The sequence below is a fragment of the Burkholderia theae genome, assembly GCF_048565265.1.
Classification (GTDB): Bacteria; Pseudomonadota; Gammaproteobacteria; order Burkholderiales; family Burkholderiaceae; genus Burkholderia; species Burkholderia theae.
The window spans coordinates 2,961,969-2,976,317 of the sequence record NZ_CP183462.1 but is presented as its reverse complement, the minus strand read 5'-3'; the positions used below and the strand labels follow the sequence as shown (position 1 = coordinate 2,976,317).

Below are 14,349 nucleotides of genomic sequence, written 5' to 3'. Positions count from 1 at the left end.
ATTATCTCACTCTGGAGACACGTCGCAATGCGTTGCCCGGGAAAGCCCTGTGCGATTTCACGGGCTGGCCGGACGGCCATCTCGTCTCCGGATCGAGACGTTTTATGTAGAATCGTCAGACATAGGCCGGCGCGGGCCCGCCAGCCTCCGGCGGACCCATGTCCGGCGGCGCAATCCGGCCGATGGCACGAAACATGCACGAACCTGAGCCGGTCCGCGGCGCGTCGCGCGATCGAACAACAACCAAAGCCATTAGGAGACTCCCTTGTCCTTCGTGATCGTCCTCGCCGCGCTGGCGTTCCTGATGTACGCCGCGTATCGCGGCTACAGCGTGATCCTGTTCGCGCCCATCGCCGCACTCGGCGCGGTGCTCCTCACCGAACCCGCCGCCGTCGCACCGGTCTTCTCCGGCATCTTCATGGACAAGATGGTCGGCTTCGTCAAACTGTATTTCCCGGTCTTCATGCTCGGCGCGGTGTTCGGCAAGGTCATCGAACTGTCCGGGTTCTCGGAGTCGATCGTCCATGCGGCGATCCGCTACATCGGCCGCTCGCGCGCGAATGCGGTGATCGTCGCGGTGTGTGCGCTGCTCACCTATGGTGGCGTCTCGCTGTTCGTCGTGGTGTTCGCGGTCTATCCGTTCGCGGCCGAGCTCTATCGCCAGAGCAACATCCCGAAACGGCTGATGCCCGGCGCGATCGCACTCGGCGCGTTCTCGTTCACGATGGATTCGCTGCCCGGCACGCCGCAGATCCAGAACATCATCCCGACCACGTTCTTCAAGACGACCGCGTGGGCCGCGCCCGCGCTCGGCACGATCGGCTCGCTGTTCATCATCGTCGTCGGCCTCACGTATCTCGAATGGCGCCGCCGTTCAGCGATGGCGAAGGGCGAAGGCTACGGCACGGCGCTCGTCAACGAGCCGGACCGCGTCGAGGCGACATCGCTGCCGCACCCGGCGCTCGCGATCCTGCCGCTGATCCTCGTCGGCGTGTCGAACTTCCTGTTCACGAAGCTGATCCCGCAGTGGTACGGCACCGCGTCGTACACGGTCGCGCCGGACGTGCTGCCGGGCGTGCACACGCCGGTGACGACGTCGATCAAGACGGTCGTCGCGATCTGGTCGGTCGAGGCCGCGCTGCTGCTCGGTATCGTGCTAGTCGTCCTGACCGCGTTCCGGCGCGTCAGCGACCGCTTCGCGGCCGGCTCGAAAGCCGCCGTCGCCGGCGCGCTGCTCGCCGCGATGAACACCGCGTCGGAATACGGCTTCGGCGGCGTGATCGCCGCGCTGCCGGGCTTCCTCGTCGTCGGCGACGCACTGAAGAGCATCCCGAACCCGCTCGTCAACGCGGCCGTGTCGGTCAGCTCGCTCGCCGGCATCACGGGCTCGGCGTCGGGCGGCATGAGCATCGCGCTCGCCGCGATGTCGGACCTGTTCATCAAGGGCGCGCAGGCAGCCAACATCCCGATGGACGTGCTGCACCGGGTCGTCGCGATGGCGAGCGGCGGCATGGACACGCTGCCGCACAACGGCGCGGTCATCACGCTGCTCGCGGTCACGGGCCTCACGCACCGCGAGTCGTATCGCGACATCTTCGCGGTCACCGTCATCAAGACGCTCGCGGTGTTCTTCGTGATCGCCGTGTACTACACGACGGGGCTCGTGTAAGCCGCTGCATGAGGCGGCGTTCGGTACGCCGCCGCTCCGCCTGCCGCATCGCCGCGGCAGGCCGCTTCAAGCCCGACCTGCGTTTCACGATCGGACCGCATGCGAACCGGAACGGATTCCGGATTTCGCATCCGGTCCGATTTCAATTCCCCGCTCGCCGGCTCCGGCCGAATCCACGCCACCGCGCCCTTGCCTGACGCCCGGGCCACCGCGCCGCCATCCGGCACCGCCCGCCACCGCCCACGCATTGTTGCCCGCAACAAAACACTGCGTTGGGCGCGATCGCATTTTTCGCGCACCCGCCCCGGCCTACACTGGTTCCAACGTCACCCGGCGCTTCAACGAACGAAGCGCCGCGATTCACCGGAATCCTGGAGGTCCCGATCATGAAGCGCCTGATTCACGCCGTTGCCATTGCCCTGGCCGTATCGGCCCCGCTCGCCGCGCAAGCGCAGTCGAACCAGCCGCTGACGCGCGCGCAGGTCCACGCCGAAGTGAAGGCGCTCAAGCAGGCCGGCTTCCAGTCGAGCGACTGGTTCTACCCGGCCAGTATCGTTTCCGCCGAAGCGAAGATTGCCCGTCAGCACGACGCCGGCTACGGCAGCGATCGCGGCGCGTCGTCGGAGTCGGGCCAGTAATCCGTCGTCCGGCCCGCTCGACGACGCCTACGTGCGTCGTTACGCCTTCACGGGCTGGATCAGCTTCGCGCAGGCCGCTGCCTGCGGATCGCCCGCGGGCAGCTTTCCGCATACGCCGTCGAACTGCTTCACGACCGACCTGACCGACGCATCGTGCGCGCCGCTGCTGCGCCAGTGATTCAACTGCGTGACGACCTTGGTCAACGCGCGCAGGTTCGCGCCGTAGAACGCATCGCGGGTCTTGTCGGCCTGGGCGAGCACACTCGCGGCAATCCCTTCGATGCGTGCCGAATCGTCCGGCGCCAGTTGCACTGCATTCGCAAAATAGGTCGCCCCCCAGCGCAGCTTCGTCGCCGGCCCGCTCGCCGACTCGTATGCCTTGCGATACCAGTCGAGTGCCGCGGCCTTGTCGCCGCGCGCTTTCGCATTCGCCGCCAGCCCGGACATGAAGTAATACGGCGTGGAAGAACGCGGCAACTCGGCCTTCAGCAACGCATCCGACTCGTCGTACAGCCCCGCATCGGTCAGCGTGTCCGCGCCTTCGCTGACGAGCGCCTGCCGCTCGTACGCATTCGCGGCGCCCTGCACCGACGCGGCGATCTGCTTGCGCACCGTGTCGGCCAGCGCCGGCGCGGCAAGCGGCGCACCCTTGCCCTCGTCTCCGCGCGCGAGCAGCACGCGGCCGTGCAGCGCCATCAGCCGGTCGATCGACGACAGCGTGGTATCGGTCGACAGACGCGCGAGCGCCGTGTCGTAGGCGCCGCGCAACTTCGCGCGCTGCGCGTCGTCGCCGCCGAGGTACGCGACCACGCGTGCGGGTGCCGCGACCAGCACATCCGAATCGGCCCGCGACAACACGGGATCGTGCAGCACCGTGCGCAGCGAATCGGCGAGCGCCGCCTTGTCGAGCGTGCCGGCCTGCGCCGGATCGTCCGACGCGGCGACGACCGCCGACTTCAGCGCGAACCGCGCCGAGTCGGCCTTCGCGCCGGCCGCCCGCGCGCGTTGCGCGAGCGACTGCAGCGTCTCGGCGACGCGATCGGCCGGCACCGGCAGCGCGCCGTCGGTGTCCCACGAGTAGTCGGCCAGCAGATGCCATTCGTCCGGTGTCAGCGACGCGCCGTTCTTCAGCGCGTTCGCGAGCGTCTGCCGCACCGGATGCGCGGCCGTCATCCCGAGCGACAGCGCCTGCATGTAGCGATCGAGATCGGCTTCGCCCGGCAGCCGCGTCACTTCGGTGCCGTCGGGGCGGAACAGGATCATCGTCGGATAGCCGTGCACCTTGAAACGCTCGCCGAGCTTCTGCGCGCTTTCGGTATCGCCGTCGAGATACACGGGCACGAAGAACGACGAGCGGGTCTTGAAGGCCTGCTGGCTGAAGATGGTCGACTTCACCTGGTTGCACGACGGGCACCATACCGCGCCCCAGTAGAGCAGCAGCGGCTTGCCGGTGCGCTTCGCGAGCGCGAACGCGGCATCGACGTCACCGTGTTGCCACGCGATGCCGGGCGGCAGATGCGCGCCGTCGGCCGATGCGCTCGATACCGCGGTACTCGAAGGCGCGGCAGCGGCAAACGCCGCACCCGCGGCGGCGAACAGGCAGGCGGCAGTCAGATTCCGGAGAGCGGTTTTCATCGAAGCGGTTCCGTTGAAAGAGACGGTTGCGGGAAGGTGCGGCGCGCGAAACGATGGCCATCAAGCGATGGCCAGGAGGCGATGACGATGAAACGCGCCGACGTGCGGTACGCCGCACGCATCGATACGGACAAACGAATACCGGCCGAAGCGACCGGCAAATCATTCAACGATACGATTGACGCAACCAGCGGGAAACGAACGAATTCTCGAATGGATATGACGCGCGGCACCACAGCCGCGCGTGCCGTCACATACGCGTCGGCCGGCCCTTTATTGCCGTTCCTTGATCCGCGCCATGTGATACACGGACGCATGCACGCCGTCGCGCAGCGCGTAGCCCGGCGATTCGCCTTCGATCCGGAAACCGTGCTTTTCATAGAGCGCGATCGCCGCGCGGTTGTCGGTGAACACGGTCAACTCGAGACGCGTGACGTTCAGCCAGTTTTCCGCGAGATCGATCGCGGCCGCGAGCAGCCGGCCGCCGACGCCGCGCCCGTGATGGGCCGCATCGACCATCATGCCGAGCCCCGCCGCATGGCGCCGGCGCGGATTCGGTTCGGATTCCAGGCCAAGATGGCCGACCACCGTGCCGTCGATTTCGGCGACGAGGCTCGCGCCGCGCTCGTGCGCGTTTTCGAGCCGCTTCCGCCATTTCTCAAGCGACGGAAACGGATACTGCAGCGTGTTCATGTACACCGCGGGATGCGCGGCGATCTGCCGGATCGCGTCGACGTCGTGCATCTCGCTGTGCCGGATCTTGATGTCGGTCATGGGTGGGCCGGTTCAGAAAAGTCGCGCCGATCGCGCAGACTGCGCACACGCGCAGCAACGTTTCGAGCTTAGCCGATTTCACGCATTTGAAACATGGGTGTCGCGTTGTCGCGGGATGCCGTTGTATCCGCAACGACACGCGATCACGCGCCCGCCGCGACCCGGAAAAACCTGACCGATTCCACGCGCGTCGATCGGAAATTCCTTACCCTCCGCCGCCACGCATCACGCTCCGCCAAATCGTTGCGCACACAACGTCACGCGCACGACTTGCGATGTCATGTCGCCCACCCAATCCGGCTTGCGCCGGGCCGATGCGTATCGATGTCCCGGCCATGCATCGCAACCGCGCGCACCGATGCAGCCACCGGCACGGTCACGCTGAACGAGCACGGGCCGCGCCGCCGCCGTGTTTCACGTCTGTGACAAGCCGCGCACGCCGACCATGGCGGTAAATATGACCTGTTGGTACTCGGCCCGGACGGCGAGCGCCGGCGACCACCCGGATGGCACTAGAGGATCGACTCGACAACGCGTGCCGACCGCCACTGACGCCGCCGCTGCGACGCACGTTGCAGCGCGTATCGCCGCCGACCGCGAACGCCGGTCGAACGCCGTCCGGGCGCCGGCCGCGGCCGCGCCCGATCCGGCTGAAACGCCCGCCCAGCACGGGTCAAACATCAGAAGGATCGGTGGTGTAACCCTCATTTCACCCCACGAAAATGCTCCGTATTGCCGCCCGTTCGCGTTAAACTGCGTCAAGCTGTGTTCAACAAAGACATCTTTGCCACTACGGCATCCACGATACGAGGATAGGTTCGATGCGCACTACCGGCTCATCCGGGGCAATGACCCTGCTCACCGAACACGACCCGGCCGACGGCCGCGAATTGCGCTCGCTCCGGCTCGAATCCACCGGCGACGGCAAGAGCGTGCTGCTGATCGAGATCGACGAACGCAAGCCCGGCATCCACCGCGAGATCCGCTACGAGATCACGCCGGCCGAACTCATCGCGGCGATCCGTTCGCACGGCGCCGAGCTGCCCGGCGAAAACCACGGCGCCGCATCGCTGGCCCGCACCACCTCCTGAATTCAAACGGTGAGCCGCGCGCAGCGCGCCGGCTCACCGACATCTCCCTGCCGCCGTCAGGCGCTTTGCGTCATTCCCGCCGCTGTCTTGAAAATGGCCGATAATCGGCCCATCTGCGTTTCCTGCTCACGCATTCCCTTTTCGGCCAGCCGTCATGCTCCGTGACCTCGTCGCCCAGTACGGGCCGCTTCTCGTCTTCGCCAACGTGCTCGCGGCGGCCATCGGCCTGCCGGTGCCCGCGATGCCGACGCTCGTGCTGTTCGGCGCGATGGCCGGGATGCACCCGGAAATGATCGGCTCGCAGCTCTTGACGGTGGTGGCGCTGTCGGTGTTCGGCGCACTGATCGGCGACACCGTCTGGTACGTCGCCGGACGGCGTTACGGCGGCGCGACGCTGAAGACGATCTGCCGGCTGTCGCTGTCGCGCGATACCTGCGTGAGAAAGACCGAACGCTTCTTCGGCCGCTACGGCGTGCGCGTGCTCGCGGTCGCCCGTTTCATTCCCGGGCTGTCGCTCGTATCGGTGCCGATGGCCGGCGCGCTCGGCACGCGCTATCGCACGTTCGCCGGTTACGACGCGCTCGGCGCCGCGCTGTGGACGATCGTCGGGCTGGTGGCCGGAATCGTGTTCTACCGGCAGATCGACTGGCTGTTCGCCGGCGCGAGCCGCCTCGGCCGTGCGGTGCTGGTGGTGATCGTCGCGCTGCTGGCCGTGTATGCGGCGATCCGCTGGATGCGCCGCCGCGCGCTGATCCGCCAGCTCGCCCACGCGCGGATCGGCGTCGACGAACTCGACGATCTGCTGCGCGACGCCGCCGCACCGGTGGTGCTCGACGTGCGCTCGCCCGAGCACCGCAAGCTCGACCCGTTCACGATTCCCGGTGCGCAGTTCGCCGACGAGCGGCAGATCGCCGACATCGTCGCGCGCTATCCGTTCTCGCAGAAGTTCGTCGTGTACTGCTCGTGCCCGAACGAAGTGACGGCCGCGCTGATGGCGAAGCGCCTGCTCGACGCAGGCTTCACCGATGCGCTCGCGCTGCGCGGCGGCCTCGACGCCTGGCGCGATACGGGCCGCCAGCTGACGTCGCTCGTGGAAGAAATGCCCGCAGCGAACGATCCGGTCGCGGGGTTGCACCGACCGGCCTGATCGCACCGATCACAGGCCGGCCGCGCAATGCGGGGGACCACGCGTCCCCCTTCGATCAGAACGCGTGCAGCGGCAGGTTCACGACCAAACGGTACTCGCGGTTCGTCGCGTCCGAGTAGTGTGCCGAACCGTTGTGCCACATCGCGATGAACGTGACCTTCGTGTCCTTCAGCTTGCCGCTCTGGAACGTGTACGACGGGATGAAGCCGAACTCGTGGTGACGGCCCTGCACCGGCGCGCCGTTGCTCCAGTAGATGCTCGACTTGGTCGGGTCGTTCGCCGCGCCCGCGCTGCCATCCGCACCCCAGCCCGTCACGCCCCAGACCATCGCCTTGAAGCCCGGCAGGCCCGCTTCCTTGCCGTAGAACGTGTAACGCAGCTGCAGCGACTTTTCGTGCGGCGCGTTGTAGTCGACGTCCATCGAGTTGGTCAGGAAGATGCCGTTCGTTTCGTTCAGGTAGTCGAAGAACTGGTCGCCGAGCACCTGCTGGAAGCCGAGCAGCAGCTCGTGCGGGCCGTGCTGCGCGGCCACCGACAGGCTGTATGCGTTGTTGTCGATCTTGCCCTGCAGCGCATCGCCCGTGTCGTGCGTCGAGTAGACGTTGCCGAAGCCCGTCCACTTGATCGTCTGCGGGCTGCCGATGCTGTGCTTCACCGACGCGTAGTACTGGTGCCACACGTCGTCGGCCTGGTTCGCGTACAGCGCGACTTCGCCGTTCGGCGAGTAGTCCCACGTGCCGCCGACATACGACAGGCGATTGATGCGCGTGCCGCCGTATTGCGTCGTCAGGTTGGTCAGCGTCGTGTGACCGCGCGCGTTGGTCTTCGTGAAGCTGCCGGCCTCGAGCATCACGTTCTTGAATTCATTGCTGACGATCGTCGTGCCGAGGAACGTCGGCGGCAGCGCACGGTTGTCGTGCTGCTCCATGAACGGGTTGTCGACGGCCTGCAGACCGTACTTGATCACCGTGTTCGAGATGCGCGCCTTGATGTCGTAGATGCCCGGGTAAGCCCACGCGAGCTGGTTGCTGCCGCCGCCGCCCTTCGCGATGTGCACCATGCTGCCGGCGCCCTGGCCGCCGTCGAGCTTCAGCGCCGCATACAGCGATGCGTCGAAACCGATTCCGATCAGGCCCGTCGTATAGCCCGACTCGAAGTTCGCCATCGCGCCCTGCACCCATGCGTGGCGATGCGGGCCGCCCTTGCTGTCGAGCACGTCAGAATAGTTGCGGAACAGGAAGTCGAGATGGCTGTCGGCAATGAAGCCCTTCGACTTCGACTGGGCCGACGGCTCATCGGGCGGCGTGACGGCCTGGGTCGCTTCGGCATTGACAATGGCGTTCTGCGTCGGAGCACCCGTACCGTTGGCCGGTGCGGCCTGCGCGACCTGCAGCGGCGCGGGGGCCGCGTCGTCGGCGTGCGCCACGCCCGTCAGCGAGACACCGGCCAGCGCCGGCAGTCCCCATGCAAGCAGCATCTTCGATGCCGTCCCGATCGTCTTCTGTTTTTTCATCGTATTTCTCGTCTTGTGTTGATATCGTCCACGCCGGTCGCGATCCGCTCCCGGCCCCCCGGCGCGCCCGGTTAAGGACGCGCCTGTACCCGCGGCGCGAAGATCATTCGCGCCGCCCCTGCCCCTGTTGACCAGCCTTGGTTTTGTTTGCCGAGCTACTTCAAATCACGCCGCACCCGCACGAATGCACGCGACACGCGCCGCCGACCCCTGCCGCACTTCCGGCAGCGGCACGTCCTGCGCGCACGCATCGATCGCGACCGGGCAGCGCGTGCGGAACGCGCAGCCGGACGGCGGGTTGAGCGGCGAGGGCATCTCGCCCGCCAGCAGCATCGGACGGCGAGCACGCTCGCGCGCCGGCTCCGGCGTCGGCGCCGCATCGAGCAGCGCCTTCGTGTACGGGTGCTGCGGCACGCCGTACACGTCATGCCGCGTGCCGAACTCCATCACGCGGCCGAGATACATCACGAGCACACGCTGGCTGATCGCCTTCACCACGGCGAGATCGTGTGCAACGAACAGATAGGACAACGACAGTTCGCGTTGAAGATCGCGCAGCAGGTTCACGATCTGCGCCTGGATCGATACGTCGAGCGCCGACACGGGTTCATCGCAGATCACGAGCTTCGGCTCGCCGATCAGCGCGCGTGCGATGCCGACGCGCTGGCACTGCCCGCCGGAAAATTCGTGCGGGTAGCGCAGCAGGTGATGCGCGTTCAGGCCGACGCGTTCGAGCATCGCGACCACGCGACGGCGCACTTCGGTGCGGCCGAGGCCGGCCTGGTGCGTGACGAGCGGCTCGGCGACGACCTGCTCGATCGTCATGCGCGGATCGAGTGATGCGAGCGGATCCTGGAAGATCATCTGCACTTCGCGCCGCATCGCGTTGCCGCGCAGGTGATCGGGCGTGACGGCTTCGCCGCGCCATTTCACGGTGCCGGCCGTCATCGGCACGAGGCCGATCAGCGCGCGCGCGAGCGTCGATTTCCCGCAGCCCGATTCGCCGACGAGCCCGACCGTTTCGCCGCGCTTCACGTCGAACGACACGCCGTCGACCGCGCGCAGCGTGCCCTTCGGCGACCACGGATAACCGCCGAGCGGCACGCGGAAATGCACCTTCAGATCCTCGACGGACAGCAGCGTGTCGTCCGTCGCGCCGGCATTGCGGCGTTCATTGACGCTCATCGCAGACCTCCCGCCAGATCGGCGACGGGGCGGTGGCATGCGCGCACCGCGCCCACGGCGCCATAGGTTTCGAGCGCCGGGCGCGCGGCGCCACAGCGTTCTTCCGCATACGTGCAGCGCTTCGCGAACGCGCAGCCAGCCGGCGCGGTGCCGGGCATCGGCGGGTTGCCGGGAATCGCGACGAGCGGCGCATCGTGCGCGTCGGTCAGGCGCGGCAGCGCGTTGAGCAGGCCGATCGTGTACGGATGCGACGGCGTCGCGAAGATCGATTCGGCCGGCGCGTATTCGACGGTGCGGCCCGCATACATGACCATCACGTCGTCCGCGAGGCCGGCGACCACGCCCATGTCGTGCGTGATCAGCACGATCGCGGTGCCGCGTTCGCGATTCAGCTCGCGCAGCAGGTCAATGATCTGCGCCTGCACCGTCACGTCGAGCGCGGTGGTCGGCTCGTCGGCGATCAGGATTTCCGGCTCGGACAGCAGTGCCATCGCGATCATCACGCGCTGGCGCATGCCGCCGGAGAACTCGTGCGGATACATGCGGATGCGCCGCGCCGCGTCGGGAATGCGCACCGATTCGAGCGCCTCGATTGCACGCTTGGTCGCTTCCTTGCGCGACAGCTTGCGATGCAGCTGCAGCGTCTCGGTCATCTGCCGCTCGATCGTCAGGAACGGATTGAGCGACGTCATCGGATCCTGGAAGATCATCGCGATGCGGTCGCCGCGCACCCGGTTCAGCGCGCGCGTATCCATCTCGAGCAGGTTGTCGCCGCGGTAGTGTGCGGTGCCGGTCGTCGTGCCGTTGCCGGCCAGCAGGCCAAGCAGCGCCATCACGGTCTGGCTCTTGCCGGAGCCCGATTCGCCGACGATGCCGAGCGTCTTGCCGGCTTCGAGCGAGAACGACACGCCGCTCACGGCGTCGATCGGCGGCGCGTCCTTGCGCGTGAAGCGCACGCCGAGGTTGTCGACTTCTAGTAGTGCGCTCATGTCAGCCTCCGCCGGGCCGCCCCAAGGAGGCTGACCGCCCCCTCGGGGGGCAACGAACGAAGTGAGTGTGGGGGTCGTTTCATCTCAGCGATCCTTCGGGTCGAGCGCGTCACGCAGGCCGTCGCCAACGAAGTTCACGCAGTAGAGCGTCACGCACAGCATGACGGCCGGGGCCAGCAGCAGCCACGGCATCGATTCCAGTTTCTGCGCGCCGTCCTGGATCAGCACGCCCCAGCTCGTCATCGGCTCCTGCACGCCAAGGCCGAGGAACGACAGCACCGATTCGGTCAGCACGATGCCCGGCACCGAGACCGTCGCGTACACGACGACCACGCCGAGCAGGTTCGGCACGATGTGGCGCAGCACGATCGACGTGGGCGTCACGCCGATCGCGCGCGCCGCATCGACGAATTCGCGGCTGCGCAGCGACAGCGTCTGGCCGCGCACGACACGCGCCATGTCGATCCACGAGAACGCGCTGATGGTCAGCACGACCAGCATGAACGAGCGACCGAACAGGGTCATCATCAGGATCGCGATCAGCAGGTACGGGATCGCGTACATCATGTCGACGACGCGCATCATCACGGAGTCGACACGGCCGCCCGCGAAGCCCGCGGTCGCGCCCCACGCGACGCCGAACAGGCCCGACACGAGCGTGCCGAGCAGGCCGACCTCGATCGATACGCGGCCGCCGATCAGCGTGCGCACCAGCAGGTCGCGGCCGAGCTCGTCGGTGCCGAACCAGTGCTGGTTCGCCCAGGTTGGCGGTAGACTGATCGAACCCCAGTCGCTTGCGGCGGGATCGGCCGCGAGCAGCCACGGGCCGACGAAACACGCGAGCGTGATCAGCGCGAGCAGCACGAGGCTGAACACGGCCGCGCGGTTGTGAAGGAAGCGCGCCATCGCAAGCGCGAGCGGCGAGCGCGAACGCGGCGGCGAGTCGGTCTGCACGGGCAGGCCGACGACGGGAGTAGTCGGGGTCATCGCGGGGCCTCGCTCAATAACGGATACGCGGATCGAGCCACGCGTACGCGAGGTCGACCAGCAGGTTGAACAGCACGGCGCAGACGGTGGTCAGCACGACGAGGCCGAGCACGAGCGTGTAGTCGCGGTTGATCGCGCCGTTCACGACGAGTTGCCCGAGGCCCGGCAGCGCGAACACCGATTCGGTGACGACGGCCGCCGTGATCGACGAGATGCAGACCGTGCCGAACAGCGACACGACCGGCATCAGCGCGGGCTTCAGCGCGTGGCGCAGCACGATCGTCGAGCCCGGCAGGCCCTTCGCGCGCGCGGTGCGGATGTAGTTGCTCGACAGCGTCTCGATCATCGAGCCGCGCATCACGCGCGCGAGCAGCGACATGTTGATGAAGGTCAGCAGCACGATCGGCAGCAGCCGGTACTGCCAGCCGCCGTCGCCCCAGCCGCCCGCCGGCAGCCAGCCGTTGCCGGCCGACGTCTTCAGCAGGATCGCGAAGATCCACACCAGCACCGGGCCGAGCACGAACGGCGGCACGACGTTGCCGATGTTGCCGATCAGCATCACGATGCGGTCGATGAAACTGTCGCGGCGGACCGCCGCGACGGTGCCGAGCAGCACGCCGAGCCCGATCGAGATCGGGATCGACACGCCGCCTACGCCGAGACTCACCGGCAACGCCTTGCGCACGAGATCGTTCACGGACCAGTCGACGTAGCGGAACGACGGACCGAGGTCACCGTGCAGCAGCGCGTCGAGATACATCAGGTACTGCTTCCACAGCGGCTGATCGAGGTGGTACTTCGCGTTCAGGTTCGCGAGCGTCGCCGCGGAAAGCTGCTTCTCCGTATCGAACGGACCGCCGGGTGTGAAGTGCAGCAGCAGGTAGCAGACGGTGACGACCGCGAGGATCGTCGGCACCGCCCACAACGTGCGCCTCAGTGCGTAGGCCAGCATGATCGCTCCGCTCAGTGCTTGATCAGGTACATGTCCTGCGAAGCACGCATGTCGATCACGTTCTTCAGCGAGTAGCCGCCCACATAGGGCTTCACGAGACGGTCGGCCGAGTACTGGAACAGCGGCACCATCGGCGTGTCGTTCAGTGCGAGGTCGTGCGCCTGCGTGAGCAGCGTGGCACGCGCCTTGTCGTCGAGCTTCTGGTTGCCTTCGTCGACGAGCGCGTCGGCCTGCTTGTTGCAGTAGCCGACGGTGTTCTGCGCGCTGCCGCAACGGAGCAGGTCGAAGAACGTCATCGCGTCGTTGTAGTCGGCGAACCAGCCGTCGCGCGCGATCTGCACCTTGCCGTCATGCCGCTCCTTCATCAGCACCTTGAACTCGACGTTCTCGAGCTTGGTGTTGACGCCGAGCTTCGTGCGCCATTCCGACGCGGCGAACAGCGCGACCTTCTTGTGCAGGTCGTTGGTGTTGTAGGTCAGCGTGAACGCCAGCGGCTTCGCATCCGAATAGCCGGCCTGCTTCAGCAGGTCCTTCGCGGCCGAGACGCGCTTGGCCATCGGCCACGACGCCCAGTCCGGCGTGAACGGCTGCACGCCCTTCGTGCCGTTCGGCATCAGGCCGTACATCGGCTTCTCGCCGGCCTGCGTGAGCTTTTGCGTCAGCACGTCGCGATCGAGCACCATCGACAGCGCCTGGCGCACGCGCTTGTCCTTCAGCGCCGGATCGTTGTTGTTCAGGTAGTAGTAATAGGTCGCGAGCTGCAGGCCCTGGCGCAGTTCGCCGCCGAACTGCTTGCTGACCTGCTGGAAGATCCCCGACGGGATCGAGTAGCTGTAGTCGATCTGGCCGGCCTGGTACATGCGCATCGCCGTCTCGTCGCTCTCGATTGGCAGGTACGTGACCTTGTTGATCACGACCTTCGGCGCGTTCCAGTACTTCGCGTCCTTGGTGATCACGATGCGGTTGTTCGGCTGCCAGTCGGCCAGCTGGAACGGGCCGTTGCTGACGATGTTGCCCGGGCGCGTCCACGCGTCGCCGAGCTTCGTCACCGTGTCCTTGTTCACCGGCGCGAGCGGCACCATCGCGGTCAGTTCCGGGAAGAACGCGACCGGCACGTCGGTCGTCACCTCGAGCGTGTACGGATCGACGGCGCGCACGCCGAGCGTCGACGGCGCGGCCTTGCCCGCGATGATGTCCTTCGAGTTCTTCACGAACTCGACGAGGATCGTGTATTTCGAGCCCGTCTTCGGATCGACGAGGCGCTGCCAGGCATAGACGAAATCGGCGGCCGTCACCGGCTGACCGTTGCTCCACTTCGCGTCGTGGCGAAGCTTGAAGATCCACGTCTGCGGCGTCTTGCGTTCCCACGACAGCGCGACGCCCGGCACGACCTGGCCGGCCGCATCGATACGGGCGAGCCCTTCGAACAGGTCGAGGCCGATCGTGTTGCCGGTCCACGATTCGATGTGCGCCGGGTCGAGCGACTCGACTTCGGCGGGCACCTGTCGCGTCAGGTCCTGTTGCGCGGCGAGCGCGACGTTCGACGGAACGGTAACGGCGTGGGCGGCGGGCGTCGTCAGGGCGAGCGCGGCCAGCACGGCCGACATGGCATGCAAGGATTTCATCGTGGCAGTCTTGAGAAGGTTTGTTCGGTGAGCGTCGCGCGGCGAATGCCGCGGCTTACGCGTGAGACGCTGACGGGGGCAGCGATTGAGGAGGCCCGTGATTCTCGTATAGCATTTTAGTATTCCTTACGTTTCTTTCGACAG

General features: G+C 66.8%; 12 protein-coding genes. 4 read left to right on the top strand and 8 right to left on the bottom strand.

Annotation, left to right across the window (positions count from 1 at the left end; all coding sequences use genetic code 11):
- Positions 1–265 precede the first annotated feature (265 nt).
- Positions 266–1,669 (top strand): GntP family permease, encoded by a 1,404-nt coding sequence (locus ACN22W_RS30930; protein ID WP_412023589.1) that lies wholly within the window; start codon positions 266–268, stop codon positions 1,667–1,669.
- Positions 1,670–2,055: 386 nt separating this feature from the next.
- Positions 2,056–2,307, top strand: coding sequence for a DUF4148 domain-containing protein (locus ACN22W_RS30925; protein ID WP_129516000.1), 252 nt, complete (start codon positions 2,056–2,058; stop codon positions 2,305–2,307).
- A gap of 39 nt (positions 2,308–2,346) precedes the next feature.
- Here ACN22W_RS30925 and ACN22W_RS30920 read toward each other — a convergent pair whose 3' ends face one another.
- Both ACN22W_RS30920 and ACN22W_RS30915 read right to left on the bottom strand, forming a co-directional pair.
- A complete protein-coding gene (locus ACN22W_RS30920; protein ID WP_419688330.1) occupies positions 2,347–3,942 on the bottom strand; it encodes a thioredoxin family protein in 1,596 nt (531 codons plus the stop codon).
- A gap of 273 nt (positions 3,943–4,215) precedes the next feature.
- Positions 4,216–4,716, bottom strand: a complete 501-nt coding sequence (locus ACN22W_RS30915) for a GNAT family N-acetyltransferase (RefSeq protein WP_419688329.1) — start codon at positions 4,714–4,716, stop codon at positions 4,216–4,218.
- 821 nt (positions 4,717–5,537) lie between these two features.
- On the opposite strand from ACN22W_RS30915, the gene ACN22W_RS30910 reads away from it, so the two are divergent.
- Both ACN22W_RS30910 and ACN22W_RS30905 read left to right on the top strand, forming a co-directional pair.
- Positions 5,538–5,807 carry a hypothetical protein gene (locus ACN22W_RS30910; protein WP_129516003.1) on the top strand — a complete coding sequence of 90 codons (270 nt, stop codon included), beginning with the start codon at positions 5,538–5,540 and terminating at the stop codon, positions 5,805–5,807.
- Positions 5,808–5,961: 154 nt separating this feature from the next.
- Complete coding sequence (locus ACN22W_RS30905; protein ID WP_193099595.1) at positions 5,962–6,954, top strand: DedA family protein/thiosulfate sulfurtransferase GlpE; 993 nt, start codon at positions 5,962–5,964, stop codon at positions 6,952–6,954.
- Between the two features lie 55 nt (positions 6,955–7,009).
- Here ACN22W_RS30905 and ACN22W_RS30900 read toward each other — a convergent pair whose 3' ends face one another.
- The 6 genes from ACN22W_RS30900 to ACN22W_RS30875 form a co-directional block, all read right to left on the bottom strand.
- Complete coding sequence (locus ACN22W_RS30900) at positions 7,010–8,467, bottom strand: OprD family porin (protein ID WP_129516005.1); 1,458 nt, start codon at positions 8,465–8,467, stop codon at positions 7,010–7,012.
- Positions 8,468–8,632: 165 nt separating this feature from the next.
- Positions 8,633–9,652, bottom strand: coding sequence for an ABC transporter ATP-binding protein (locus ACN22W_RS30895; RefSeq protein WP_164992065.1), 1,020 nt, complete (start codon positions 9,650–9,652; stop codon positions 8,633–8,635).
- Complete coding sequence (locus ACN22W_RS30890) at positions 9,649–10,641, bottom strand: ABC transporter ATP-binding protein (RefSeq protein ID WP_129516007.1); 993 nt, start codon at positions 10,639–10,641, stop codon at positions 9,649–9,651. Before ACN22W_RS30890 ends, ACN22W_RS30895 begins: the two co-directional genes overlap by 4 nt.
- Positions 10,642–10,725: 84 nt before the next feature.
- A complete protein-coding gene (locus ACN22W_RS30885; RefSeq protein ID WP_129516008.1) occupies positions 10,726–11,628 on the bottom strand; it encodes an ABC transporter permease in 903 nt (300 codons plus the stop codon).
- A 13-nt stretch (positions 11,629–11,641) separates the two neighbouring features.
- Entirely contained in the window at positions 11,642–12,580 is a 939-nt protein-coding gene (locus ACN22W_RS30880) for an ABC transporter permease subunit (RefSeq protein WP_129516009.1), read from the bottom strand.
- Between the two features lie 11 nt (positions 12,581–12,591).
- The gene (locus ACN22W_RS30875) at positions 12,592–14,205 is read right to left on the bottom strand and encodes a peptide ABC transporter substrate-binding protein (RefSeq protein WP_412023585.1); all 1,614 of its coding nucleotides are present in this window, start codon (positions 14,203–14,205) and stop codon (positions 12,592–12,594) included.
- Between the last annotated feature and the right edge of the window lie 144 nt (positions 14,206–14,349).